This is a genomic window from Castellaniella sp., from assembly GCF_049651205.1.
Classification (GTDB): Bacteria; Pseudomonadota; Gammaproteobacteria; order Burkholderiales; family Burkholderiaceae_B; genus Castellaniella.
Genome location: NZ_JBASBR010000004.1, coordinates 304915 through 331461 on the forward strand (window position 1 = coordinate 304915; position 26547 = coordinate 331461).

The following is a 26547-nucleotide window of genomic DNA, read 5'->3' on the forward strand; positions in this document are numbered from 1 at the left end:
GGAAATCTCCGGGAACAAACAAGGGCGGAGTTAACACCCCGCCAAATCAAACTGCCGCCCGGTACACAGACGTGCACGCGGGCAGGTGCGCATCAGGCCTGGGCCTGATAGGCCTGGGCGTCCAGCAGGCCATCGACATCAGCTGCGTGATCGGGGCGGATCTTGAAGATCCACTGATCGAATGCACCTTGGTTGATGAGCGCGGGCTCGTCGTTCAGGGCCTCGTTGAAGGCGATGATCTCGCCGGCAATAGGCGCATAAATATCGGAGGCCGCCTTGACGGACTCGACAACAGCAGCGGTTTCGCCCGCGGCCAGATGGGCACCCACCTGGACATCGCCGACAAAAACCAGATCGCCCAGCTGGTCTTGGGCATCGTCAGTAATGCCAACCAGAAAGCAGTCGCCGTCGGCCTTGACCCACTCGTGGGAAGCCGTGTATTTGCGGTCGTTGGGAATGGACATGGTGTACCCCGTGATCGTGATGGATAACAAACAAGAAAAATGAACCGGCCGGCCTGACGCCTGCCGGGGAATCAGACCAGCGCCTGGCCGTTGCGCACAAACGGTGGGCGGACGAGCTCGGCCGGCAGCCATTTGCCACGAATTTCAACCTCGACGTGCTCGCCCGGCTCGCAGCCGGCCGGTACGCGTGCCAGGCCAATGGAAAAGCCCAACGTGGGCGCCATAGTGCCACTGGTGATCTGGCCTTCGCCCTGTGGCGTGCGCACTTTCATGTGGCCGCGCATAATGCCGCGCTCAAGCAGCTTGAGACCCAGAAGCTGGTGATCACGCGAGGCGGACTCGAGGGCGTCACGGCCCACGAAACGGCGGGTTTCGTCTTTAAGCGAGACAGTCCAGGCCAGGCCGGACTCTAGGGGATGAACGGTTTCGTCCATATCCTGGCCGTAGAGATTCATGCCGGCTTCGAGGCGCAAGGTATCGCGTGCACCCAGGCCGCAGGGATGCACGCCGGCGGACGCCAGGGCTTCCCAGAAAGCTTGCACCGCTGTGACAGGGAGGACAATTTCAAAGCCGTCTTCACCGGTATAGCCCGTGCGGGCCACCAGAGTGTTTTCGTCGACCATGGTGCCATTGAAAGGTTTGAGGTCCTGGGTGGCGGCTTTCCACTCGGGGCGCACGGCCCAGACGGTGTCACGCGCCTTGGGGCCTTGCACGGCGATCATGGCCAGATCGCGGCGCGGCGTGATGGTGACACCAAATGGCTGGGCCTGCTCTTTCATCCAGGCGATGTCTTTGTCGGCGGTGCCGGCATTGACCACCACGCGCCAGCGGTCGGAGGCAAAGAAGTAGACGATGAGGTCGTCGATGACGCCGCCATTGGGCAGCAGCATGCACGAGTACAGAGCCTTGCCCGGTGTGCCGGCAATCTTGCCCACATCATTGGCCAGCAAATGGCGCAGGAAATCGGGGGCGGAGGCACCCGTGACGTCGACGTTGAGCATGTGCGAGACATCGAACATGCCCACGGCCTGACGCACGGCGTGGTGTTCTTCGAGTTGCGAGCCATAGGCCAGTGGCATATCCCAGCCGCCAAAATCAACGATCTTGGCGCCAAGTGCAACGTGGGTATCAAACAGAGGTGTCCGGGACATGGTGAGAAGGGCTCCATTGCGATAGAACGGCAGGGTTGCCGGCAGCGCCCTTCTGTCCTTTTGCCTGAGAGTTGCCCCACACAGCGGGGGTTCACCTTCGGCGCCCGCCCCAGGTAAAACCGGGCGAGTCTCTCCAGAATGCTGCGATGCGCGTGCGGCATCATGGGGATGGTACGGGGTGCCTGAGCGATTCTGGGCGAATTGCGCCTTCGGCGGCCGCTAAACAACAGACGGCGCTCTCCCACCCACATCGGGTGACAGCAAAGGCAAAATATACCCTGAAACAGGCCAGGTCAACAATCCGCAATAGAGACTAGGACTTGCCACCGGCAAGATACGTTGGCCTGCCAGGACTCCTCAGGCAGGCTCAGATGTATCCCTGCTCGCGCCAGCGTGCCCGCGTCTCGGGGCTGACACCCAGATGGTCCAGCAGCTGCTCTGTATGCGCACCCAGCGCCGGTGCAGCTGATTGAATCCCACCGGGCGTCGCCGACAACTTGGGCACAATGCCGGGTACCTGGCAGGGCGTACCATCTGGCAAAGTGTCTTCAAGAATCATCTCGCGAGCCTGGTAATGCGGATCGGCGGCAATATCGGCGATATCGTAGATGCGGCCCGCTGGGATACGCGCAGCATTCAGCACTTCAAGTGCCTGATCCTGCGTGCGCCCAGCCGCCCACTGGCCGATGGCCGCATCGATGCGCGCTATCTGTGCCACCCGGCCAGGATTGTGTGCCAGCACAGGATCCTGGCCCAGATCTTCACGGCCAATTGCCTTCATCAGACGTTGGAAAATACTGTCTCCATTGCCGGCAATCAACACATAACCATCCTGGCAGGCATAGGCATTGCTGGGCGCAATACCCGGCAAGCTGCTGCCAGCGGGCTGACGCACTTCGCCAAATACGGCGTATTCGGGCAACAGGCTTTCCATCATATTAAAGACGGATTCGTACAAAGCCACGTCAATCATCTGCCCTTCGCCGTCACGATCACGCGCGCGCAAGGCCAATAGGACACCAATCACTCCATGCAGGGCCGAGAGCGAATCGCCAATCGACACTCCCACGCGTACCGGCGTACGGCCAGGCTCGCCACTTAAATGGCGTAGCCCACCCATGGCCTCGGCGACCACGCCAAAGCCGGGACGGTCGCGATAAGGCCCGGTTTGGCCATAGCCGGATACCCGCAGCATCACCAGCCGTGGATTGATGGCATGCAGATCGCCCCAGCCCAGCCCCCAGGCCTCAAGCGTGCCAGGCTTGAAATTTTCGACAACAACATCACACTCGGCCACCAACTGCCGAACCAGTGCCTGGATCTCGGGCTGACGCAGATCCAGCGTAACCGACTGCTTGTTGCGCGACTGTACCTGCCACCAGACAGAGGTGCCCTCATGCAGCAAGCGCCAGTTGCGCAAGGGGTCACCCTGCCCGGGGGGCTCAACCTTGATGATTTCAGCGCCGAACTCGCCCAGCATCTTGGCGGCAAAGGGCCCGGCAATCAGCTGGCCGAGCTCTAATACGCGGATACCCGCCAGAGGTTTTTGACGCGAAGTGGTGGGAGTAGCGGCGGAAGCGTTCATGGCAGATCCTGAAAAGCAGATGCCGTTGATTCTAGCGCGGCTGCATGCCGCCCCTACGACCAGCGCAGTGTCTTCTTATGCCTGGACAGCACCAGACACGAGTGCGCGCCCGCAGGCCACCCCGGACGCCCAGGCCCACTGAAAGTTGTATCCCCCCAACCAGCCAGTGACGTCCACCGCTTCGCCTATGACGTACAAGCCAGGGCAGCGCTGCGCCTGCAGGCTGCGTTGATCCAGCTCGGCAGTATCCACACCACCGCGCATGACCTCGGCCTTTTTATAGCCTGCCGTCCCGGTGGGCCATAGTGTCCAGCCGTGGATGCCTTCGCCCAGGGCGCGCAGATTGCGGTCGGACACATCGGCAAGACGCAGGCTGCCCAGGTTGCCGGCAGCATCTGCCCCGGAACCCGCGCCGCCCATGGCTGCAGCCTTGCCCGCCCAAGCAGCATCACTTTGCGCCAGCCAGGCCTCTGCCAGACGCCGGGGCCAGATGGCAGACAGGGCCGTCAGCAAGGTTTGGCGGCTGCCCGATTTGGCGGCCACCAAGGCCTCACCCATGGCCTGACCTGGGGCAAGATCAACCCGGATGGGGTCGCCCGGCTGCCAGTAGCTGGAAATTTGCAGGATACCGGGGCCGGACAGGCCCCGATGGGTAAACAGCAGATCTTCCAGAAACTCTGCCCGCGCGGAACCCCGCCGACGCTTGCGGTTCGCCTGCGAGCGCCTGCCCGCCGCCTTGCCATCTTGCGCAGCCACTGGCGATGAGTCTTCCGATGGAGGCAACGCAAGGTCTTTAGCGCCCGGGCGCATCTCGTGAGACAGGCTGACCTCCAGGGCTACGCCCGAGAGCGCCGCATACGGCTGCCAGTGCGCCACATCAAAGGTAAGCGGTACCAAGGCCGGGCGCGGCTCGACGATCTTCAGGCCAAACTGGCGGGCAATACGCAGGCTGAAATCTGTGGCGCCCAGCTGGGGGATCGCCATGCCACCAGTGGCCAACACCACCTGGGTGGCGGAAATCGGGCCGCTATCCGTATCCAGCACGAAGGCAGCCGCTTCACGGTGAACCGCCTGCACGGTGCAGGGCATGCGCCAGGCCACCTGCCCTTGCTGGCACTCGCGTTGCAGCAACTGGATGATGGATTCACTGGAATCGTCGCAAAAGAGCTGGCCGCGGTGTTTCTCGTGCCAGGACACACCATGCGTGCGCAGCAGATCCAGAAAGTCCTGTGGCCCATAGCCCCGTAGTGCCGAGCGGCAAAAATCTGGGTTACGCGACAGGAACTGAGCAGGGCCGGCCCCCAGATTGGTGAAATTACAGCGTCCGCCGCCCGAGATGCGGATTTTTTCGGCCAGACGCTTGGCGTGATCGACCAGCACAACGCGCAGGCCGCGTTGGCCCGCTACGGCAGCCGCCATCATGCCGGCGGCCCCGGCGCCAATCACTGCAACATCGAATGGGGCGCGGCTCATGCGGCCCCGCCTGCCGGCACGCCGGAATCACTAAAACGCACGGCAGGCCATATCAGGAGGTTTCGCGGATGCAATCCACGTAGTAATGGCGCTCGCCCTGGGCGTCGGTTTCGCAGCCCAGGCCATGGACATCGGTTTCAAAGCCAGGAAACTGCTGATTGAACGCCTGGGTGAACTCCAGATAATCGACGATATCGCGGTTGAAGCGCTCGCCCGGAATCAGCAAGGGGATGCCCGGCGGATACGGCGTGAGCAGCACCCCGGTGACACGGCCTTCCAGTTGGCCGACGGGTACGCGCTCAACCTCACGGTGCGCCATGTGGGCATAGGCATCGGCCGGACGCATGGCCGGCACCATGTCGCTGAGATACACCCGCGTCGTGAGGCGGGCAAAATCGTACAGGCGATAGGCTTCGTGGATTTCCTGACAGAGATCACGCAAACCCATGTGCTCGTAGCGCTTGTGCGAGCGGCTGAACTCGGGCAATACGCGCCACAGGGGCTGGTTGCGATCGTAGTCGTCCTTGAACTGTTGCAAGGCGGTCAGCAGGGTGTTCCAGCGGCCTTTGGTGATGCCGATGGTGAAGAGAATGAAAAACGAGTACAAGCCTGTTTTTTCGACCACCACACCGTGCTCGACCAAATAGCGTGACACCAGTGCAGCCGGGATCCCGCTTTCGGCAAAAGTGCCCGAAATATCCAGGCCCGGTGTGACGACGGTGGCCTTGATGGGATCGAGCATATTGAAGCCTTCGGCGAGATCGCCAAAGCCATGCCACTCGTCGCCGGATCCCAGAATCCAGTCTTCGCGGTTACCGATGCCGTCTGCCACCAGGCGGTTGGGGCCCCACACCTTGAACCACCAGTCGTTTTTACCGAATTCGGACTCGACCTTGCGCATGGCGCGGCGGAAATCCAGTGCTTCACGGATGGATTCTTCGACCAGGGCGGTGCCGCCGGGGGGTTCCATCATGGCCGCAGCCACGTCGCAAGACGCAATGATGGCGTACTGCGGCGATGTGGAGGTGTGCATCAGAAAGGCTTCGTTGAAGATATTGCGATCGAGGTGGCGGGTTTCAGCATCCTGCACCACGATTTGCGAGGCCTGCGACAGCCCTGCCAGCAACTTGTGCGTGGAGTGCGTGGCGTAGATCATGGTGTCGTGGCTGCGCGGACGGTTGGGCCCGATGGCGTGCATGTCCTCGTAGAACTCATGAAATGCGGCATGCGGCAGCCAGGCTTCATCAAAGTGCAGGGTGTCGATCTCCGAGCCGAGTTTTTCTTTGATCATCTCGACGTTGTAGATGACGCCGTCATACGTGCTCTGCGTAATCGACAAAATGCGCGGACGCTTGTTGACAGCCTCGCGGGCAAACGGATTGGCCTCGATCTTTTTGCGGATGTTTTCGGGGTCGAATTCCTCGAGGGGAATGGGCCCGATGATGCCCAGGTGATTGCGCGTAGGCCGCAGAAACACAGGGATTGCACCTGTCATGGTGATGGCATGCAGGATCGACTTGTGACAGTTGCGATCGACCACCACCACATCACCGGCCGCCACATTGGCGTGCCAGACAATCTTGTTGGAGGTGGAGGTGCCATTGGTGACAAAGAAGCAGTGATCCGCATGAAAGATGCGGGCGGCATTGCGCTCAGACTCGGCCACCGGGCCGGTGTGATCGAGCAACTGGCCAAGTTCGTCTACCGCGTTGCACACGTCGGCGCGCAGCATGTTTTCACCAAAAAACTGGTGGAACATCTGCCCCACCGGGCTTTTCAGAAACGCAACGCCCCCCGAGTGCCCCGGGCAGTGCCACGAGTAAGAGCCATCCGAGGCGTAATCCAGCAACTCGCGGAAAAACGGCGGCGCCAGGCTATCCAGATAGGCGCGGGCTTCGCGAATGATATGGCGCGCCACAAACTCGGGGGTGTCCTCGAACATGTGAATAAAGCCATGCAGCTCGCGCAGGATATCGTTGGGAATATGCTGCGACGTGCGGGTTTCGCCATACAGATAGATGGGAATGTCTTCGTTGCGAAAACGCAGCTCGCCAATAAATGTACGCAGGTTTTTGATGGCATTGGCCACATCCTCGGGCGAGTCTTCGTCAAATTCCTCGTCATCGATCGACAAAATGAAGGCACTGGCCCGGCTTTGCTGCTGCGCAAACGAGCTGAGGTCGCCGTAACTGGTAACCCCCAGCACCTCGACACCCTCGGCTTCGATGGCCGAAGCCAACGCACGGATACCAAAACCCGACGCATTTTCAGACCGGTAGTCTTCGTCGATGATGACAATGGGAAAGCGAAATTTCATGGCAACCACCGTGTGGGATGCTTGCGCAGCCCGAAACCGCCCTGGCACATGCCTGGCCAGGGCTTTAAATGTGAATGATCAGGTGCGCGGCAGCGTCACCCCGTGTTGCCCCTGATATTTGCCACCCCGATCGGCGTAGGAGGTTTCGCAAACCTCGTCGCTTTCGAAGAACAGCATCTGGGCGCAGCCTTCGCCGGCATAAATTTTGGCCGGCAGGGGCGTGGTATTGGAAAACTCGAGCGTTACATGGCCTTCCCATTCGGGCTCGAGGGGCGTGACGTTGACGATGATGCCACAACGCGCATAGGTGCTTTTGCCCAGGCAAATGGTAAGCACGCTGCGCGGGATACGGAAGTATTCGACTGTACGCGCTAATGCAAATGAATTGGGCGGAATAATACAGACATCGCCTTCAAAATCCACAAACGACCCGGCATCAAAGGATTTGGGATCGACAATCGAGGAATTGATGTTGGTAAAAATCTTGAATTCGCGGGCACAGCGGACATCATAGCCATAGCTGCTTGTGCCATAGCTGACAATCTTCTGGCCATTGACGGAGCGCACTTGCCCGGGCTCGAAAGGCTCGATCATGCCGGCTTGCGCCGCACCGCGGATCCAACGGTCGTTTTTGATGCTCATGGACATCCTCTGTTCAGTATTGCGTCATTTTATCAATCCATGGAGAACCAGCGATAGACCAATGCCAAACCACTGACCGTACCGGCTGTCACCTCTGCCTGAAGCCCGCGCATCAGACGATAACTCAAGCGGGCCACCGTGCCGGTTTGTGCCAGGGCCTGCTCCAGGCTGGCGGTGAGATCCGTGCTCAAGGTTTTGCTGGCCCGCACAAATTGCTGCTCGATGGGGCTTGCTCCTGTATCCAGGCTGCGAACCACACTTTCTACCGGCAAGATGCTGCCGCTGCTGCCCAGCTCGCCCGAGCGCATACTGAGCTCGTCCAAACCAAAGCGCTTGTAAAAGGGCTCGCCCTTGGACAAAAACGAACTGCCCACAGACAATAGCAAAGACATGTCCGCTCCACCATTATCAGGCCCATGCCCCAGCAGCAACCAGGTCAGTTTTTCTGTCTCGCTGACATCGGGCTCGGAGATGAGGTCGATGCGTGGGCGACGGGCAGTACCCACCACTTGCACCCCCGCATGAACCGCCACATCGGTGCGCAGGGCCCGGATATCCAGCACCGGATTGGCGATATCACCCTGAAACGTAATCCGGCCACGGCGCAATTGCAGATGTTGACCATAAGCGTTGATCGCGCCACCGCGCGTGCGCAAGGCACCCAGGGCTGTCAGCTTGTCCCGCGCCCATTGCAGCTGCAGGCTGCCCACCAGGCCCGAATCCAGCCCATAACCTGTGAGATAAAAACGCGGCCCGAGATCAATCTCCAGATTGGCCTGCATGTCCAGCGAAGGCGCCGCTGGCTTGGGCGCTTCTTTTTCTCCGGCTTTCAGGATCACGACATCGCTGTCGAGCGCCGGAATATTGTTGAGCATGTCCAGATCAAACCAGCCGGCATCCGCCACGATCTTGCCTTGAAGGCCGATACGCGGCAACGTGGCATCGATATCCAACTGTCCACTGACCATCGCGTAGCGATCCGCCCGCTGCAGGAGCGGGTAGCGGTGAAACTGTATCCGTACCGCGCCGGTTTGCTCCAGCAAACTCCATTGCCCGCTAAGCTTGAGGTAGCCGTTTTGCGCATCTGGATCCTCTGCGATCCATGTTGCCGTGCGCCACTCTTTGGGGGTTACCCGGCGCACCGCAGGAAACCGCAGCTGATCCAGCACCACGTTTGTGCCGTCCATATGCGCCTGCAGCGTGCCCTGGATCAGGCGGATCCCCTGATCCAGCATCAGAAAACTCATGTTCTCGCCACGCAAGGGGCCGCTAAAAAACCAGCGCCCGCCAGGCAGGCTGTGCCCGCGGATATCGGCATGGACGGTGCCGCCGATCTCCATGGAGCCGTCCAGCAGGAGGTTGACCCATGCCAGATCTTCAGACTCGGCCTGGACGTGGATGTGCTTTTCGTCTTGCATGGAGATGCCAAAACCACCACTGGCGGTGCGGCGGATGGGCGTATCAGCCTGAATCCGCATCTTGCCCATATCGCGGGTAGCCACCTGCACGTCCATGGACGCCTTGCTGTTGCCACCACCGCCAGGCTGAATAACGAGATCAGCCCGGGCAGTCTCGAGCCCCAACTGAATGGGGATGTCGCCCGGTACCAGCAAATCGCCATCCAGACGCACCAGATGGATCGCACCTTCGAGCGCCTTGTCTTGCTTGAGGTTCCAGTCCAGCGCCATGCGCAACTGGCTATTTTCAGCCTGTTTGGCCAATGCCGTCTCGATACCGCCCTGATCACGCTTGGCCTGGCCCAGCCACGCCTGCAACTGGCTGATCCGCTTGGGTGTAATCACCAGCGGATTGATTTTTCCCTGTGTGTGCCACTGCCCGGCCAAGCCACCAGATTCCTGATGCTGCAGTTTCAGGAGGGTTTCACCCTTGAGCGCAATATCAACAACCCCTTGGCCCACCTGCCACTGCCCATGGGGGTCCAGCCGCACGGCAACAGGCCGCTCGGTGCGCAGACGGGCCGAGGCATGATCGATTTGGATGCTGGCCACTTGCCCCGCCCAGCCGGCATCCGCCTGCCAGCCGCCCTGGACTTTCAGTTGGACATCCACCGGGGCCCGGCCAGGGATATCGGCCTGTGCATCAGGCGGCTGATAGTGTGCCTGCAAGATGAGCTGATGCTTGGCCACAGAGCCCGAGGTGTCGATCTTCAGGCGGCCCGTGCCGGGCAAGCCAGGCCAGATGGCTGCCAGCTTCGGGATGTTTGCGTCCACCACCAGTTTGCTCTGATCGGCAGCCAGACCACCGGATAGCCGCAGATGATCCGGCCCCAAATCCAGGGCCAGATCCAGGTCGTCCGCGCGCAAACTGAGCCAGTCCAGCGGGCCGGTGGCGGGATCCAGCAGTACCCCCTGCGCACGGCCCAACCGTCCCAGCCGCACGTGGCCGGACAAAGGCTCGCCATTCCATCGACTGCCCTTGCCCACATCCACAGACAAAGAGACATCTTTCAACTGGTGGGTGGGTGTCAGGTGCAGTGTTCCCGTGGATTGGAGATTAAGCCGTGTCGCGCCCACGTCCCTGGGCAACCAGGGATCCAGCACAAGGTCACGGGCAGATAACTGCATGTCCACGGGCCGCACGCCCTGGCTGTCCGCCGCACCAGGCAGCACCTGAAGATCAAGGCCCTCGCTCTCGGACAAGGCCAGATGCACCTTGCTGCGACCCAGCGGAAACGCCTGGGAGGGCAGGAGCTCGGCCTCGGCCGTCAATGACAGGCCTTCGCCCTCACCCCGGGCTTGCAAATGCATCGCATCCAGAGAGCCCGCCAGCTGCAGGTCGAGATCCAGCTGGCAGCTGGGTCGGCCCGTGAAATCCGGCGCTCCGGGGGTCTGGCCGGGGGCATCCGCAACAGAGCCAGCCGGTGCATCCTTGGCCGTATGGGTGGCTGCGTTTTTTACAGAGGCCGCCTGCTTGTCTTTAACTGGTTCTGTGCGGGTGCCTTGCAGAGCAGCCCGCACGCACACGGGCGAGCCCGCGGCGCGATCCTGGCCGCGCGCATGCAAATTGAGTTCGAAGGGCCAGGGCGCGGCAAAGCCACGCAAGGCAAGGTTGCCACTGGCCGATACCAGCGTGCTGCCATGGGCCAGTTGCAGCTGGTTTAAGGCAAGGCTGGCAGTGTCTGCATTGATTGTCAGTGCGGTGGAGACCCCCAGGATCTGGACAGGCAGCTCGGCACCATCCAGGCGCAGACCCAGACCACCCAACGACAAATGATCCACCTGCACGGTAAGCGGCAAAGCCGGCATCTTGAACGGTTCGGAAGGGGCTGCATCAGGATCTGACGCTTGCGTCACCACATCGACACGAACCGCGGAAAGGTCATTAAGATGCAAACGGCGGTTGAGAAGCTCGGGCCATAATACCTTCAGGTGCAAACCAGTGACGCGGATGTCGGCCTGCGGCAGCACAATATGCAGGCCATCCACATAAATGCCCTCGCTGAGAGTACCCCGCACGCCATGGATCCGACCGTCCAGCTGCCCGACGGCAGTACGCAGTAGCCACTGGGTGCCCGACGTGCTGGCAGCACACCACCAGACCAGGCCCACCGCCAGCGCCAAGAGCAGCACCAGCGGCGGCAGAACCCAAAGCCCAAACATGCGCAGACTCCGGGCCAGCGCACGGCGCATGCGCAACAGCCGGCTCAAAACGCGATCCCCAAAGAAAACTGCAGACGCAAGCGCCGGTCTTTTTGTGCCCAAGCCAAATCGACAAAGAAGGGGCCTGCCGGGGTTCTCACCGCCAGCCCGGCGCCATAACCCAGGTGCCAGTCGAACTGATCAAAGGCGGGCGCTGCATCCCCTGCATCTACAAACACATTGGCCCCCAACACCTCGGTAAAGTAATGCGTGTATTCAACACTGAGCACACCCAGTGTCGGTGCACCGATCACGGCGTCGCCGCGTTGCAGGCCGATACTTTGATAGCGATAACCACGTATGGTGCGCGAGCCGCCGGTGCGCCAGGAAAAATCCTGGGGCAGGCGATTGGTGTGCGACCACACCTTGCCGATTTCACCACGAACCGTGAGCACGTCCCGATCAGCAATTGTCCACCATTGCTGCGCACGCAGGCTGGTGCGGTAAAACGGTTGGCCATCATCCAGCGTGGTACCCACACCGACCCCAAACTCGATCAGGTTGCCTTCACGCGGATCATATTTGTTATTGACGTCACGCCGCAGCCACTGCCAGGTGGCGGCCCAGCTGGGGACTTCGTATTTATAAGCCCCCGAGATACGGGTTTTGTCGTAGGCCAGCAAGCCCGCCAAGGTGGTTTCATATTCGACACGGCTGTCGCCCGCCGCCTTGCGCAGTTGGTTGCGCCTCCACCCCAGGCCGGAGCGGCTGGTTTCCAGCCCTTCGATGTCGGAGTGATCATATAAAACACCAAAGCTGTCGTTATAGCCCGAGGGGCTTGGCGGCAGGTGCACATCAAAAAAGGCACGCTGGCGGTCGCGATCAACCCCCGCACCGGTTTCTATCCAGACAGGCAGCCCAAAGACGACATTCTGGCGGTATAGCCCCTCAACGCGCACGCCGTGATCACTGTCCGCCCCCAATGACCCGCTGGCATAACGCGCCGGCGCCTCGGTTACCCGTACCCGCACAGGCAAGGTGACCGGCTCAGTTTCGGAGGGCGGCAGCGGCTTGCTTTTTTGATCCTGGATAGTCTCATCGCTGGTTTTATCAGCGTCTGCGGAGGTGGGATCGGCGTCACCATCGACCATGGTGACAAACGCCCCGCGAAAAAATGTGGTGGACTGCAAAGATTGCTGCCAATCTTCCAGCAAGGTCTGGTTATAGGGGTCGCCCGGCTGATATTGCACATAGCGCCGGATCAGGGATTCAGGTACGCGTTTTAGCCCCAGCACCTGCAGTTCGCCCATTTTTACCGGAGGGCCACTGTCGACATTGACCGCCAGATCAGCCTGGGAGGTCTCGGGATTGACCACTGCCTGTGTGGGATCAAGCCGGGCAAAGTAAAAATCCTGCTCGGCCACAGACTGCAGCAAACCTGCCTTGGCATCGTGCCAATCGTCGTTGATGAATGGCATCCCGGGCTTGAGCAGCCAATCCGAGCGCAAGGCATCACGCCGCCCCTGGTAGGCAGGCGTAGCAATGGCACCCTTAAAGCTTAAGCCCAGCTGACGCACCCGGGTGCGTATGCCGGGATCAATCGTGATGTCCCAGAACTCGCCTTGCCCAGGCGGCCCTTCGGTGACATCCAGGGTCACCTTGGCATCAAAATAGCCTTGCGTCTGCAAGGCGGCGTGCGCTGCATCCCAGGCACGGCGCCGCAAACGCGAGACCTCGCGCAGGTCTTGGTCGTCGGCCAGGCGGGTAATGGCGCCCACTGCATCGGTAATTGCCTGTAACACCTTGGGCGGCGAACTGCCGGGATCGATGATGACTTGTGGCGGTGCGGCCAGGGCGAAGGGGCTGGCCAGCAAACAGGCCAGCGCGCTGCAAGCAGCCGCGTTCGGTGCCCACAATATATTTGTGGCTGCCCATCGACTACCTGGCCTGCAGTTTGCCAGCACACGCTGGCATGCCGATATCAGGGCACGCCGTATCCGCATTAAACTTTGCGGGCCACAACCTGGGGCCGGGTTTTGGAATCATCCAGCGGCTGCCCCGCCACATGAACCGCCAGCCGGTGGGCGATCTCGTGGTACAGGCCTGCTGCCGTGCCATCTGGCGATGCCACTACGCTGGGACGACCCGAATCGGTTTCCTGGCGAATGTCGATTTGCAGCGGCAAACCACCCAGCCACGGCAGATGATAGGTGGCTGCCAGTTGACGGCCGCCATCCTGCCCGAAGATGGGCTCGGTGTGCCCGCAATTGGAGCACACGTGCACAGACATGTTTTCTACGATCCCCAACACAGGAACATCCACTTTCTGGAACATGATCAAACCCTTGCGCGCATCGGCCAAGGCAAGATCTTGCGGTGTGGTGACGATGATGGCGCCCGTCAAGGGCACCTTTTGCGCCATGGTAAGGGCAATATCGCCTGTTCCGGGAGGCATGTCCACAATCAAATAATCCAGATCGTTCCATTTGGTAAGCGAAAGCAGCTGGGTTAGCGCCTGGGTAACCATGGGGCCACGCCAGATGGCCGGTGCCTCGTCATCCATCAAGAAGCCGATGGAGTTGCTTTGCAGACCGTGGCCAACCATGGGTTCCATGCTTTTGCCGTCGGCGCTTTTGGGCTTGCCCGACAAGCCCAGCATGATAGGCACGCTTGGACCGTAAATATCCGCGTCGAGCAAGCCCACACGGGCCCCCTGTGCGTGCAGGGCAAGTGCCAGATTGACGGCCGTGGTACTTTTACCTACTCCGCCCTTGCCGGATGCCACGGCAATGATATTGCGCACCGTATCCAGCGGACGCAAGCCCCGCTGCACGGCATGCGTATCAATGCGCGACTGGAAATCCAGCTGGCCAAGGGTTACCCCCGCGGCTGACAGGGCTTGACCGATAGCTTCGCGCAAGGCAGGCTCACCGTTGAATACTGGGTAGCCCAGCGTTACAGTGATATCAAAGGCTTGTCCGGCAGGCCGGATTTGTAGATCGGCCTCTGTCACAGCCAGAGATTTTCGGGTATCCGGGTTAATGACCCGCGATAAAACCGTGCGGATTTCCTGGGGGGTGCTCATGAATCGTCCCGATGAAAACAATCGAAACCACAAGCATAGCGGATTCCCCTGGAAATCTGCGGATTGACCCCGATATGATCATTACCAACCGGGGTTGGCCCGCATGCCGCCACCCCCTGCAACTTTTTTCGGCCACAGAGGTCTTATTCATATGAACATCATCCAGCAAACCCTGCGAGCCGCCCTGTTTCTGGTTCTGGCCTTCTTTGGCCTGATCATGGCCATGATTTTCATGGCATCTACACTGCTGGCCATCGCAGTGCTGTACATTGTGGCGCGCCTGCAAGGGCGCCCCTTCGGCGTCAAGGCCTACTGGGCCGAGCGCCGGCGCCCGCCCATGCCCAACCGATCCAGCCGATGGTCCGCAGAGGCCCCAACGGCTCGCCGTCAGGATGTCACCGACATCGAAATGCGCGAGATCCCGTGATCTCTGGCGGGCTGATAGAATCAGTGTTTTTCCCTAGTCAGCCCGCCCGCCATGCCGCGCACCCTATTTGTTACCACTGCCCTGCCCTATGCCAATGGCTCTTTCCACATTGGCCACATCATGGAATACATCCAGGCTGATACCTGGGTACGGGCCATGCGCATGGCGGGACACACCGTGCACTTTGTGGGCGCAGACGATGCCCATGGGGCACCTATCATGCTCAAGGCCGAAGCCGAGGGCATCACGCCGCAAGCCCTGGTGGCCCGCTACGCCTCCGAGCGCCCAAAATACCTCAATGGATTCCATGTCCGCTTCGACCACTGGCACAGCACCGACTCTGCCGAGAACATCGCGCTGTCCCAGGATATCTACCGCGCACTAAAGGCTGCAGGCTTTATCAACAGCCGCGAAATCGAGCAGTTTTACGACCCCGTCAAGGGCATGTTTTTGCCCGACCGCTACATCAAAGGCGAATGCCCGCGCTGCCACACCAAAGACCAATACGGGGATTCCTGCGAATCCTGCGGGGCCGTGTATAGCCCCACCGAGCTCATCGAGCCTTATTCGACGCTTACCCGGGCACGCCCGGTGTTGCGCAGCTCCGAGCATTTTTTCTTTCGGCTGTCCGATCCCCGTTGTGTGGCTTTCCTGCAAGAATGGACCACCGGCCGCCGGCAGGACGGCACCGCACGGCTGCAAAGCGAAGTGTTGGGCAAAACCCGCGAATGGCTGGGCACCGCAGAGGGCGCCGAAGCCAATCTGGCCGACTGGGATATTTCACGCGACGAGCCCTACTTTGGCATCCCGATCCCGGACGCACCGGGCAAATATTTTTATGTGTGGCTGGATGCGCCGGTTGGATATCTGGCGTCTCTCAAGGCCTACTGCCAGAAGCAGGGCCTGGATTACGAACAGCTGCTGTCGCCGGATGCCGACACCGAGCAAGTGCACTTTATCGGCAAGGACATCGTGTATTTTCACGCCCTGTTTTGGCCTGCCATGCTCAAGTTTTCGGGCCGAAAGGTACCCGACATGCTGCACGTGCACGGGTTTATCACGGTAAGCGGCGAAAAAATGTCCAAAAGCCGCGGCACGGGGATCTCACCGCTGCGCTATCTGGATATTGGCATGGACGCCGAATGGCTGCGCTACTACATTGCGGCCAAGCTCAATGCCCACGTCGAAGACCTTGATTTCAATCCGGATGATTTCATTGCCCGCGTCAACAGCGACCTCATCGGCAAATACGTCAATATTGCCAGCCGTGCCGCCACCTTCATCACACGGCACTTTGATGGCGCGCTGGGCTATGCAGGAGACACCCTCGAGCTGCAGGCCGAGTTGCGTCAATGCACCAGCGCAGTTCAGGCCGACTTCGAAGCCCGCGACTATGGCCGCGCCATCCGTCGCATCATGGCTTTGGCCGACAAAATCAACCAGGCATTCGATGCCGCCCAACCCTGGGTGCTGGCCAAAGGCCTGGCTCAGGCCGACGATGCCCAAAAAGCAGCCTTGCAGGACGTCTGCTCACGGGCATTGGCCGGTTTCCAGGCGTTGTCGGTGATGCTCTCACCCGTCTTGCCGGCGCTTACGCACCGGGTGGCCCACGAGCTCTTTGGCCATGCCCGCAGCTATGTGTGGTCGGACGCCGATCAACTGCCTACCCGGATTGCCGCGTTCAAGCACCTGATGCAGCGTGTCGACCCTGCCCAGCTGGATGCCCTGTTCGAGCCCCCGGCAGAGCCCGTGGTTCAGCCCGGCGGCGAACCCATCGCCGACACCATCGACATCAAGGACTTCGGCCGGATCGATCTACGCATCGCCCGGATTGTCGAGTGCACTGCCGTAGAGGGTTCAGACAAGCTGCTGCGCCTTTCTCTGGATGTAGGCGAAGGCCGTCTGCGCCAGGTGTTTTCGGGTATCAAATCGATGTATCAGCCCGCCGATCTGGCCGGCAAGCTGACCGTGGTGGTGGCCAACCTGGCCCCGCGCAAGATGCGCTTTGGCGTCTCCGAAGGCATGGTGCTGGCTGCCAGCCACGCGGATGAGTCTGCACATCCGGGCATCTATGTGCTTGAGCCCTGGGAGGGTGCCCAGCCAGGCATGCGGATTCACTGATCAGCCAATGCCAGGGAAGCTGACGCGCCAGACGCCATACGCGGCTGAAAAAAGGCGGTGAGGGCACCAGCATTCGGGGCCAATCCTGTATGACCGACAAGGTTTTCAGTGTACTGCAGCAGCTGGGCTGAACCGCCCGTATACTTGCGGGCATGACACCCGCTTCTGCCGCCCAAGTAGAGACCCCCGAGCGCCAGGCTGCCGCGCGCCGCAGCACCTGGGTCAGCGTCTGGGTCAATTTGCTGCTCACTGCCGTCCAGCTGGTGATTGGCATTTTTGCGCAATCCCAGGCCCTGGTGGCAGATGCCATCCATTCGCTTTCGGATCTGATCTCCGATGGCATTGTGCTGTTTGCCAACAAGCACAGCGGCAAGGCGCCGGATGCCGATCACCCCTATGGGCATTTGCGCTTTGAAACCGCGGCCACGCTGGGCATCGGCGTACTGCTGGCTGTCGTGGGGATCGGGATGCTATGGCGCAGTTTCGAGCGCCTGCAGGCACCCGACCTCATCCCGGTGGTGCATGCCGCCGCTTTTTATGTGGCACTGCTGGCGCTGCTGTCCAAAGAACTGCTGTTTCGCTATTTACTGCATGTGGCGGGCAAAGTGCGCTCTACCATGCTGGTGGCCAATGCCTGGCATGCGCGGTCTGACGCAGCCTCCTCTTTAGTGGTGGCACTGGGCATCGGCGCCAACCTGGCCGGCCTGCCACTGGCCGACCCGCTGGCCGCCTTGATCGTGGGCCTGATGATCATCCGCATGGGCTGGAAATTTTCATCGCAAGCCTTTAACGACCTAGTCGATCGTGCAGTCGACGATGAAACCGAACAGGCCATCCGCGAGCGCATTCTGGGCACTCCGGGCGTGCGCGGCATCCACGATCTGCGCACACGCAAGATGGGCGACATGGTGTGGGTTGAGGTGGACATCGAAATGGACGGCCAGCTGACTATCGAGGCCGGCCATGCCATTGCTGTGGCCGCCCGTGAGCGTGTCATGGCCGACCTGCCTGTGCTGGATGTCATGACACATTTTGATCCGGTTTAGACACCGTTAACGATGCCTGGCACGTCTAGTACGCGGGTCTGCGCACAGGGCGCCTAAACACAGGCTTGCCTACAAATGTGTGGCATGAGGTGGCTTCTCGGGGGTTTGCATCCGCGACAGGCCCTGCACAATCCCGCAGCTGTCCACCGCCTGCTCAATCTGACACTGGCCACGCAGCCGCAGCAACTGCCCGCGCAAATCCTCAAGCTCACGCAAACGCACCTGTACGTGGGCGATGTGCTCATCCAGCAACTGGTTGATATCTCCGCAATCGCGTGCCGGATAATCAATCATGCCCAGCAATGCCCGGATCTCGTCATGGGCCATGTCCAGGCTGCGGCAGTTGCGAATAAAGCGCAGGCGCTCGAGATGCGCAGCACCATATTGACGGTAATTGCCCGGGGTGCGCCCAGGCTCGGGCAACAGGCCGGATTTTTCGTAGAAACGGATGGTTTCTGTGGGGCAATTTGTGGCTTGTGCGAGTTCGCCGATCTTCATGACTTGCGTGCCTGCTGCTGAGGGTTCGAGGGATTTGACCTTGTAGTTACTACAGGGTGTTCAATCTCATCATAATCCGCATCACAGGCATTTGCCATGTCATCCTGCACGCACACGCACGCAGCCCAGCCCACAGAGCCCCACTGCTGTCACAGGCCTCACCACGCCCACAGCCCCCAAGCGGCCACCGACACGCTGGCGGCCCCAAGGCACGAGGGAAACGGCCTGCGCACACAGTTGCGGATCCTGCAGATGGATTGCCCCACCGAAGAAGCCTTGATCCGTCAGGCACTGGGCAAGCTCCCCCAGGTGCAACGGCTGGAATTCAATCTTATCCAGCGCGTGCTGACAGTCGTACACACGCCAGATGCCCTGGATGCCGTCCTGGCTGCCATCCGGAACCTGGGTTTTACACCCGAACAAGCCATCGAAGGGCGCCCTGCCACACCGGAAACCCCCGATCCCTGGTGGCCATTGGCAGCGTCGGGGCTGGCTGCACTGGCTGCAGAAGCCGCACACTGGTGGAACACCCCCTGGTGGGTATCCGCCATGTTGTCCGTACTGGCTGTGGCGGGCTGCGGCCTGGTCACCTATCGCAAAGGCTGGACAGCCCTACGCAACGGGCAGATGAACATCAATGCCCTCATGAGCATTGCCGTCACAGGCGCGTTGCTGCTGGGCCAATGGGCCGAAGCCGCCATGGTGATGGTGCTCTACACCCTGGCCGAGCGCATCGAAGCGCTCTCGCTGGATCGCGCACGCAACGCTGTTCAGAGCCTGATGCGGCTAAGCCCCGATGAGGCGCTAGTGCAGCAAACAGACGGCAGCTGGCACACCACGCCAGCAGACTCTGTGCAAACCGGCGCACGGGTTCGTGTGCGGCCGGGCGAGCGCATCGCCCTGGATGGCCAGATCGAGTCAGGCCAATCCACCGTCGACCAATCCCCCATCACAGGCGAGAGTCTGCCTGTCGATAAAAGCGCCGGAGATTCCGTGTATGCCGGCACCATCAATGGCACAGGTACGCTCGAGTTTCGGGTGCTGGCGGTGTCGGGCGACTCCACGCTGGCGCGCATCATCCGGGCGATCGAAACGGCACAATCGGCACGGGCCCCCACCCAGCGTTTTGTTGACCGCTTTGCCCGCGTGTACACACCGCTGGTGGTGCTTCTGGCATTGGCCATTGCGGTGTTGCCACCGATGCTCGGCCTGGGAGGCTGGTACGAGTGGATTTACAAGGCCCTGGTGATGTTGGTGATTGCCTGCCCCTGCGCACTGGTTATCTCCACGCCGGTCACGATCGTCAGCGGCCTGGCAGCAGCGGCACGCCATGGGGTGCTGATCAAGGGAGGCGTCCATCTCGAACAAGGACGCCTGCTGCGTTGGATTGCCCTGGACAAAACCGGCACCCTGACGCACGGACGGCCTGTCCTGGCCGATCAGTACACACTGGGCACCCTGCCCGCACAGCAATGTGTCGATCTGGCGGCAAGCATCGCCGGCCAGTCTGACCACCCGGTTTCCCGCGCTGTGGCGCAAGGCTTATCGGCAGAAAACCTGCCTGTCGTGTCCTCATTTGCAGCCTTGCCTGGCCGCGGCGCCCGCGCAACCACCGAGCTGCAAACCTATTGGCTGGGCAATCATCGCCTGATCCACGAACAAGGTTTGTGCTCACCCGCACTGGAAACCACCCTGGGAGCCCTGGAACAACAGGGCAAAACCGTTGTCATGCTGGCTGATAACCAGCAGGTGCTGGCCCTGTACGCCGTGGCAGACGCCGTCAAACCTGAGAGTGCCACCGCCATTGCAAGCCTGCATGCCCAGGGGGTGCGCACAGCAATGTTGTCCGGTGACAATGCCCACACAGCAGCCGCCATCGGCGCCCAAGTGGGGATTGATCAGGTACAGGGCAACCTGCTGCCCGAAGACAAGCTGCAGGCAGTTACCCAACTAAGCCAAAGCCACGGCCCCGTAGGCATGGTGGGCGACGGCATTAACGACGCCCCTGCCCTGGCCCGGGCCGATATCGGTTTCGCCATGGGTGCCATGGGCACCGATACAGCCATCGAAACCGCAGATGTCGCACTGATGGATGACGACCTGCGCAAGATCCCCTGGTTTATCGGATTATCCCGTGCCACACACCGGATACTGGTGCAAAACATCGCGCTGGCGCTACTGATCAAAGGGGTGTTTTTAGCCCTGACCGTTATCGGGCTGGGCACCATGTGGATGGCGGTGTTTGCCGATGTGGGTGCCAGCCTGCTGGTGGTGGGCAACGGCCTGCGCCTGCTGCGACATCAGGGATAATGCGGGACACAAGTACCCAGGCAATATCCACAATAATCCGCATGGCAAAAAGAACCTCTTCATTCAATCCCTCAACGGTGCTCCCGCCAAAGGCACCGCGCCAGAGCCAGGAGATCACGCAGATCGGACGCACACGGGTGGATGCCTATGCCTGGATGAAATACATCCCGCCCTCTGGTTCTCGAACGCTGGATGGACTACCTCCCGCCTTGCACACTCACCTGCAATCAGAGATGGCCTACGCAACCGAGGTCCTGCGCCCGCTGCATGCCGATATCCAGTGGTTTCTGGATCGCCTCACAGATCACGCACCCACAAGCAGCGCACCACCAAGGCCAGGCATAGCCGCCAACAGCTGGCGCTACACCAGTGAAATGCCCACTGGAGAATCGCACCGCATCTTCTCCCGCCATCCCGCTCAAGGCCAGGCTCAACCACTTCTGGACGAAGCAGAACGCGCGCGTGGCCACGCGTACTATCGTGCAACCGACCACCAGGCAAGCCCCGATGATCACTACTTCGCCTGGGCCGAGGATCTCGTGGGAAACGATCGCCATCGCATCTGCGTGCTGGACATGATGACAGGGGATATCCGTACGCTGGTCGAATCCGATGCCTACGGCTATGGCGGCTTTGTCTTCTCACCCTCCTCGCAATCCGTGTTCTGGATCTGGCGCGACGCACACAGCCGCCCCACGCGCCTGTACCGCACGTCCATAGAATGTGGCGACACCACCCTCCTGCACGAGGAGCACGACCCGGCAATGTTCATGCAGGTCGCACGCAGCGCCGCCGGTGGTTTTGTGATGCTGACCCTGGCAGGGCCTGATACCAGCGAGGTTCACCTCATTGCAGCCGCGACTGAAAGCGATCCGCCCCGCATGGTGCAGCCCCGCAAGCGAGGAGTTCATTACACGATGGACGAGTGGAACGGCCGCTTGCTCATGCTCACCAACGCAGAGGGCGCCTTCGATCGCAAGCTGCTTGAAGTAAACCTGCAAGACTACTCAATCCAGACAGAGCTGGTACCCCATCGCCCAGGGATCACACTGCTGGCTGTTCATCCGTTTGCCGATGCACTCATCCGTATTGAGCGACACCAAACACTGCAGCGTCTGGTGGTGATGCACCCGGAAGGAAAAGAGACACCCATCGCGTTTGACCAGCCCGCCTACAGTATCGCCCTGGCGCCCTTGCAGGCCTATGAAACTCGCCTGGTACGCTTCACGCACCAGACACCCGCCCGCCCCTCTCGCTGGCTGGAGGTAGATCTGCTTGATGGGCACTACAACGCTATCGGAGATGAGACGCCGGGCCGCTTCGATCCCTCGGCCTACCGGCTCGAGCGTCTCCATGCCACAGCCCCTGACGGTGCACAGATCCCCCTGACTGTGCTGTCGCGCAAGGATGTGCCTGCCAATGCGGCATTGCCCGTGCTCCTGACCGGGTACGGCGCCTATGGCATTGCCTACGAACCTGTATTTTCCTGGCCTGCCGCCGTACTGGTGGATGCCGGGTTTCGCTACGCCATCGCGCATGTGCGGGGCGGCTCGGAAAATGGCTGGCATTGGTATCAGGACGGATGCCGCGAAAAGAAACGCAACTCCATGACCGACTTCATCGCCTGCGCGCACCACCTGCTGGACATCGGCTATGCCGCGCCCGGCCGGATCGTCGCCCAGGGCGTGTCTGCCGGAGGGCTGCTGGTTTGCGGCGCCATGAACCTGGAACCCGAACTATGGGCCGGCGTCATTGCTCAGGTGCCCTTTGTCGATATGCTCAATACGCTTAGCGACGCCGACCACCCGCTGGTGCCGCTGCTGCGACCCGACTGGGGCGATCCCCTGGCCGATCCGCACGCCTACGACAGCATCGCCGCCATCTCGCCCTACGAGAATGTCCTGGAAGTGCACTACCCGCCATTATTGTGCACGGCGGGCCTGAAAGACGATCGTGTCCCCTACTGGGAGCCTGCCAAACTGATTGCCAACATCCGCCATCGGGCAACCGGAGACCAACCCGCAATATTGGTTTTGAATCCGGACAGCGGCCACCAGGAAAGTGACGACCAGGATCAGGCATTCGCCTCTGCCGCCCTGTTTTGGGCCTTCGCCTGCCGCTGCGCCGGGCTTACCCCGCACTGCTCGCGATAAGCCTGCCCAGCAGGCATGTCAGACGGAAGGAACCAACTGCGGTCGGCGTGCGCGCAAGCCCTGCAAAAACGATCCTGCTGCACAGAGCGCGGAGAGTACCAGCGCAGGAACAGCCTCTGCAATGATTGCCTCAAGCAGATGCTGTTCAAACAGCCAATCTGAAAGCGCACCGGCCAACAAAGGCCCCGCGGCACAGAAAACCGAAACCACAAAACTCCACAGGGCGAAGATGCGGGCCCGCAGCGAGGGCGGAGCCAGATCCTGCAGCATGGTGGGCACCAGTGCATTGGCGGTGCAGGTCATGAACAAGAAGACACCCGCCACGACGAAGGCCCCATCCAGTGTCTGCACCGTATTCATCCAAAAAATGGCGGGCAAGGCGAGCATGGTCGACAGGCCCATGATCAGAGGCCGAACCGCCTGTCCAAAATGACGCTCCATCAATCTGTCCAGAAAGCCAGCCACGGGAAGGCATCCCACACTCGTCACCAATAGGATGATGCCGATGGCGTAGCCGATATGGGCGGGCTCAGCATCAAAACGGCGCTCCAACGCGAGGGTCAGCAACTGGTTGAGTGCCTGGACGGCGATCATCAGACAGCCCGCCACACCCACAAACAGCCCGATTGCCCGCCAGCGCCGCATCAGAAAACGACGCAGGCTCAACCCAGCCATCGTATCGCCTACCGCAGCCAGCCGAGGCGGATCAACCGTTATCGTACCCAACAGCAACAAGGGCAGGCCTGCCAATGAAAGCAGCATGAACCCCTTGCGCCAGGGCTCCATCGATCCAGCGAAGAAATCGCTGGCTGTCGCCAGAAGGGCACCACTGAAATAAAAGCCGCCGCTCGCGCCTGCCGCCATCAGTGCGGCAAAGCTCAAGTTTGCGGCAACCCGGTGGTGTTCGGGCGCCAGATCGGGAATCATCGAATACACCAGCGGCACCATCGCAAACTCAGCGATCCCCGCCGTTGATCGCCCCAGGAAGAAAACAGGGAAATTTGGTGCCAGGCCACTCATCGCCATCAATATCGAAGACACGACAACCAGGCACAACAGCATGCGTTTGCGTGAGATCTGATCACCAAATCGCGCCAGCGGAATAGCCAGGGCACTGCCCACCAGCACACCCGCCAGCCCTTGCAGCGCCCCAATCGCGGTATCACTGACCTGGAAACTTTGCTGAATGGCCGAGAGCGACACGGCCTGCAGCCCGAAATCCACCAACTGCAGCCCAGCGGCAATCCCCAGGAACGCCACCGTGAAGAGCCCTCGACCAGTCCATTGAGCCGGCCCCTTTATGGGGGCGCCGGCCACCGCATCACCGCTTATTTCCATTGATATTGGAGCTGGGCATCCACCACCCTGCCGCTGCCATAGAAGCAATAGAAGTTGCAAGCACTGACATAGGTTTTGTCGGTCAGATTGCGCGCATTGACCTGTAAGGACCAATGGCGATCGATCTGATAGCGGGCCATCATATCCAGGATGGTATAGCCAGGAATCGTGACGCCACGGTAATACTGCTGATCCTCGGTTGGGCCGTTATAGCGCACACCGGCAGCCACTGTCAGGCCACTGCCATGCGGCAGATTGAGCTGATGGCTGACCCAGAGGCTTGCCTGGTTTCTGGGGATAAGCGGTGTACGGATGGTCTTGCCACCATCGATGTCCTGACGGGAATGGTTATAGGTGTAAGCCACTTTCACCGCAGTGCTTGGCCCGATACGGAAGTCACCCTGCAGCTCTACGCCCTTGTTCGTGCTCTTTCCGCTCTGCGTCTGGATGCCGGATGCATCATTCACCAAGGCGTTTTTTTCTTCGATATCGAAATATGCCAGTGTGACGGTGCCACCCAGCCAAGCGGGCTCAAGCTTGAGGCCAACTTCCTTTTGCTTGCCAATAAATGGCTGATAAATGTTCCCGTGCGCATCTACGCCAGGCCGCGGTTTAAAGGACTCTGAATAGCTGACATAAGGCGAAACACCGAAGTCGCTGATGTACATCATGCCCACATTGACACTATTTTGACTGGCAGAGTAGCCCGCATCGGCCCCGCCGGACATGCCACTGCCTTGGGCACTGTCGTGTCGCAACCCAGCATTGAAATTCCAGTGCGACCCCACGCGCAACTGGGTGGACGCATACACACCAAGCTGTTTGGTATTCAGATCATAGGGCGTTGACGTCACCGCAAACGGTTTTCCGTAGACGGGCGAAAACATATCCAGGCTTGGAGCGTTACTATAAGGGTTGTTCTGACCACTGGTGTCGGATTTCAGGTAATCAAAGCCGACAACAGGCAGCAGCTCCACAGAGTCGCCCAGACGGATTTTGCCCGACACGCGATTATCAATATAGTTATTCCGTGTGCTGCCCTTTGCATAGCTGTAAAAGCGTGTCAGCCCGCGATCGCCATCGGATGAAGAAGCATACACATCCTGCCGATCTATGCTCATACGCGAAAACTTGTAGTTCTGCGTAAATGTCCAATCATCCGAGAACTGATGGCGCAACAACCAGCCGGCTGTTACCTGTGTGCGTTTGAACCGATCGAAATCGGGCTCGCCGGCATTCAACCGACGGTCGATTGTGCCGTAGGGGGTGTCGATAATAGTGCCGTAGCCAGGAAGAAACCCATTGGTGGGAATCCCGTCTTCATGCTGGACGCTAGTCAGCAGTGTCAGCGAGGTGCGATCACTGAAATCGAATGTCACGCTGGGTGCCAGATAATAGCTCTTCATGCGTGTGTTGTACTGCATGCCGTCCTCACGACGCGCCTGCGCAACAATCCGGTAATAAACATTACCCTCTTCGTTGGCAATCCCGTTGTAATCGAGGCCCAAGCTTGCACGGCTGCCAGTGCCTCCGCCCAGGTTCATTTCCAAGGACTCCGTCTTATGGGGCCGCTTGGTCACCAGATTGACGACGCCCCCCGTCTCTGAGGCACCATACGCCAAAGAATCAGGCCCCTTGATTACCTCAATGGACTCCAACCCAAACACTTCCGGCCTACCGACAAAATAGCCATTGGGTGTGGTGGGCGCGCCATCCAGCGAGACTGAGGCATTAAACCCCCGGATCTGGAACCAGTCTGTCTTGTTGTCCAGGCCATAGGGCTCACTCACAATGCCCGACTGATATTGCAGAGCCTGGTCAAGAGTCTGGGCGCCTATCATCTCGACATCCTGGCTGCTGATCACAGCACTGGAGTGCGGTGCATAGAAATCCAGGCTCTGTAAATCGCCAATCGTGCCAACAACCGTGACCGAATCCAATTCTGAGACAACCGATGTGTCCTCGCCACCGGGCGAAGCACTCACATTGGTGGTCTGTGCATGAGCAGGCGACAGCATAAATGCCACACACCACCCTGCAACAGCAATATCCCGGAATACCGGCAAGCAGCTTGGCTTCAGCATGCCGCCTCCGCACACTGCCAGGCGAGAGAGATGAGGCGTTTGGACGGTTTCCCGACACGTGCCGTCTGTGTATTTGTTGTTCCCATTTCACGCTTCCCCAATAATCACACCCAGGCATTAGCCCCTGGGCAAATGGGGAGATTCTAAACGTGAATCGTTCTCATTTCAATAATTAATATCTGGAAAGAAATGCAAGATCCCAATCCCGTACCGGTTTCTAATTTGTGGGCGCTCTTTATGTCTGACTATACTTA

The 26547-nt window shown here is 60.2% G+C and carries 17 protein-coding genes and 2 riboswitches; of the genes, 5 read left to right on the forward strand and 12 right to left on the reverse strand.

The window, feature by feature from the left end:
• Nucleotides 1-92: 92 nt before the first annotated feature.
• From gcvH to apbC, 9 genes are all read right to left on the reverse strand, one after another.
• A complete protein-coding gene (gene gcvH, locus WA928_RS02565; protein ID WP_350379638.1) occupies nt 93-464 on the reverse strand; it encodes a glycine cleavage system protein GcvH in 372 nt (123 codons plus the stop codon).
• Between the two features lie 71 nt (nt 465-535).
• Nucleotides 536-1615: a glycine cleavage system aminomethyltransferase GcvT gene (gene gcvT / locus WA928_RS02570; protein WP_350379641.1), complete on the reverse strand. Its 1080-nt coding sequence runs from the start codon at nt 1613-1615 to the stop codon at nt 536-538.
• 42 nt (nt 1616-1657) lie between these two features.
• Nucleotides 1658-1762, reverse strand: a riboswitch (glycine riboswitch).
• A gap of 12 nt (nt 1763-1774) precedes the next feature.
• A riboswitch (glycine riboswitch) is annotated at nt 1775-1869 on the reverse strand.
• Nucleotides 1870-1982: 113 nt separating this feature from the next.
• Nucleotides 1983-3200, reverse strand: coding sequence for a CaiB/BaiF CoA transferase family protein (locus WA928_RS02575; RefSeq protein WP_424299128.1), 1218 nt, complete (start codon nt 3198-3200; stop codon nt 1983-1985).
• 75 nt (nt 3201-3275) lie between these two features.
• Nucleotides 3276-4673, reverse strand: a complete 1398-nt coding sequence (locus WA928_RS02580; protein WP_424299131.1) for an NAD(P)/FAD-dependent oxidoreductase — start codon at nt 4671-4673, stop codon at nt 3276-3278.
• Between the two features lie 52 nt (nt 4674-4725).
• Entirely contained in the window at nt 4726-6990 is a 2265-nt protein-coding gene (locus tag WA928_RS02585) for an arginine/lysine/ornithine decarboxylase (protein WP_350379648.1), read from the reverse strand.
• A 78-nt stretch (nt 6991-7068) separates the two neighbouring features.
• Nucleotides 7069-7632, reverse strand: coding sequence for a dCTP deaminase (gene dcd / locus WA928_RS02590; RefSeq protein ID WP_350379649.1), 564 nt, complete (start codon nt 7630-7632; stop codon nt 7069-7071).
• Between the two features lie 32 nt (nt 7633-7664).
• Nucleotides 7665-11300: a translocation/assembly module TamB domain-containing protein gene (locus WA928_RS02595; RefSeq protein ID WP_424299135.1), complete on the reverse strand. Its 3636-nt coding sequence runs from the start codon at nt 11298-11300 to the stop codon at nt 7665-7667.
• The gene (locus tag WA928_RS02600) at nt 11297-13114 is read right to left on the reverse strand and encodes an autotransporter assembly complex protein TamA (RefSeq protein WP_417251826.1); all 1818 of its coding nucleotides are present in this window, start codon (nt 13112-13114) and stop codon (nt 11297-11299) included. Before WA928_RS02600 ends, WA928_RS02595 begins: the two co-directional genes overlap by 4 nt.
• A gap of 119 nt (nt 13115-13233) precedes the next feature.
• Nucleotides 13234-14316: an iron-sulfur cluster carrier protein ApbC gene (apbC, locus tag WA928_RS02605; RefSeq protein ID WP_350379654.1), complete on the reverse strand. Its 1083-nt coding sequence runs from the start codon at nt 14314-14316 to the stop codon at nt 13234-13236.
• 151 nt (nt 14317-14467) lie between these two features.
• Between apbC and WA928_RS02610 the strand changes: the two genes are divergently transcribed.
• From WA928_RS02610 to WA928_RS02620, 3 genes are all read left to right on the forward strand, one after another.
• Nucleotides 14468-14743, forward strand: coding sequence for a hypothetical protein (locus tag WA928_RS02610; protein ID WP_350379656.1), 276 nt, complete (start codon nt 14468-14470; stop codon nt 14741-14743).
• A 51-nt stretch (nt 14744-14794) separates the two neighbouring features.
• Nucleotides 14795-16864 (forward strand): methionine--tRNA ligase, encoded by a 2070-nt coding sequence (gene metG / locus WA928_RS02615; RefSeq protein WP_350379659.1) that lies wholly within the window; start codon nt 14795-14797, stop codon nt 16862-16864.
• Between the two features lie 152 nt (nt 16865-17016).
• Nucleotides 17017-17910: a cation diffusion facilitator family transporter gene (locus WA928_RS02620; protein WP_424299140.1), complete on the forward strand. Its 894-nt coding sequence runs from the start codon at nt 17017-17019 to the stop codon at nt 17908-17910.
• Between the two features lie 69 nt (nt 17911-17979).
• On the opposite strand, the gene cadR is transcribed toward WA928_RS02620, so the two are convergent.
• Nucleotides 17980-18408, reverse strand: coding sequence for a Cd(II)/Pb(II)-responsive transcriptional regulator (cadR, locus tag WA928_RS02625; protein WP_424299142.1), 429 nt, complete (start codon nt 18406-18408; stop codon nt 17980-17982).
• A 96-nt stretch (nt 18409-18504) separates the two neighbouring features.
• On the opposite strand from cadR, the gene WA928_RS02630 reads away from it, so the two are divergent.
• Together WA928_RS02630 and WA928_RS02635 are read left to right on the forward strand one after the other, a co-directional pair.
• A complete protein-coding gene (locus WA928_RS02630) occupies nt 18505-20718 on the forward strand; it encodes a heavy metal translocating P-type ATPase (RefSeq protein WP_424299145.1) in 2214 nt (737 codons plus the stop codon).
• Nucleotides 20719-20759: 41 nt separating this feature from the next.
• On the forward strand, nt 20760-22871 hold the full coding sequence (locus WA928_RS02635; protein ID WP_424299148.1) for a S9 family peptidase: 2112 nt from the start codon (nt 20760-20762) through the stop codon (nt 22869-22871).
• Between the two features lie 18 nt (nt 22872-22889).
• On the opposite strand, the gene WA928_RS02640 is transcribed toward WA928_RS02635, so the two are convergent.
• Together WA928_RS02640 and WA928_RS02645 are read right to left on the reverse strand one after the other, a co-directional pair.
• Nucleotides 22890-24209, reverse strand: a complete 1320-nt coding sequence (locus tag WA928_RS02640) for an MFS transporter (protein ID WP_424299151.1) — start codon at nt 24207-24209, stop codon at nt 22890-22892.
• The gene (locus WA928_RS02645; protein ID WP_424299154.1) at nt 24200-26293 is read right to left on the reverse strand and encodes a TonB-dependent siderophore receptor; all 2094 of its coding nucleotides are present in this window, start codon (nt 26291-26293) and stop codon (nt 24200-24202) included. Before WA928_RS02645 ends, WA928_RS02640 begins: the two co-directional genes overlap by 10 nt.
• Nucleotides 26294-26547: the final 254 nt, after the last annotated feature.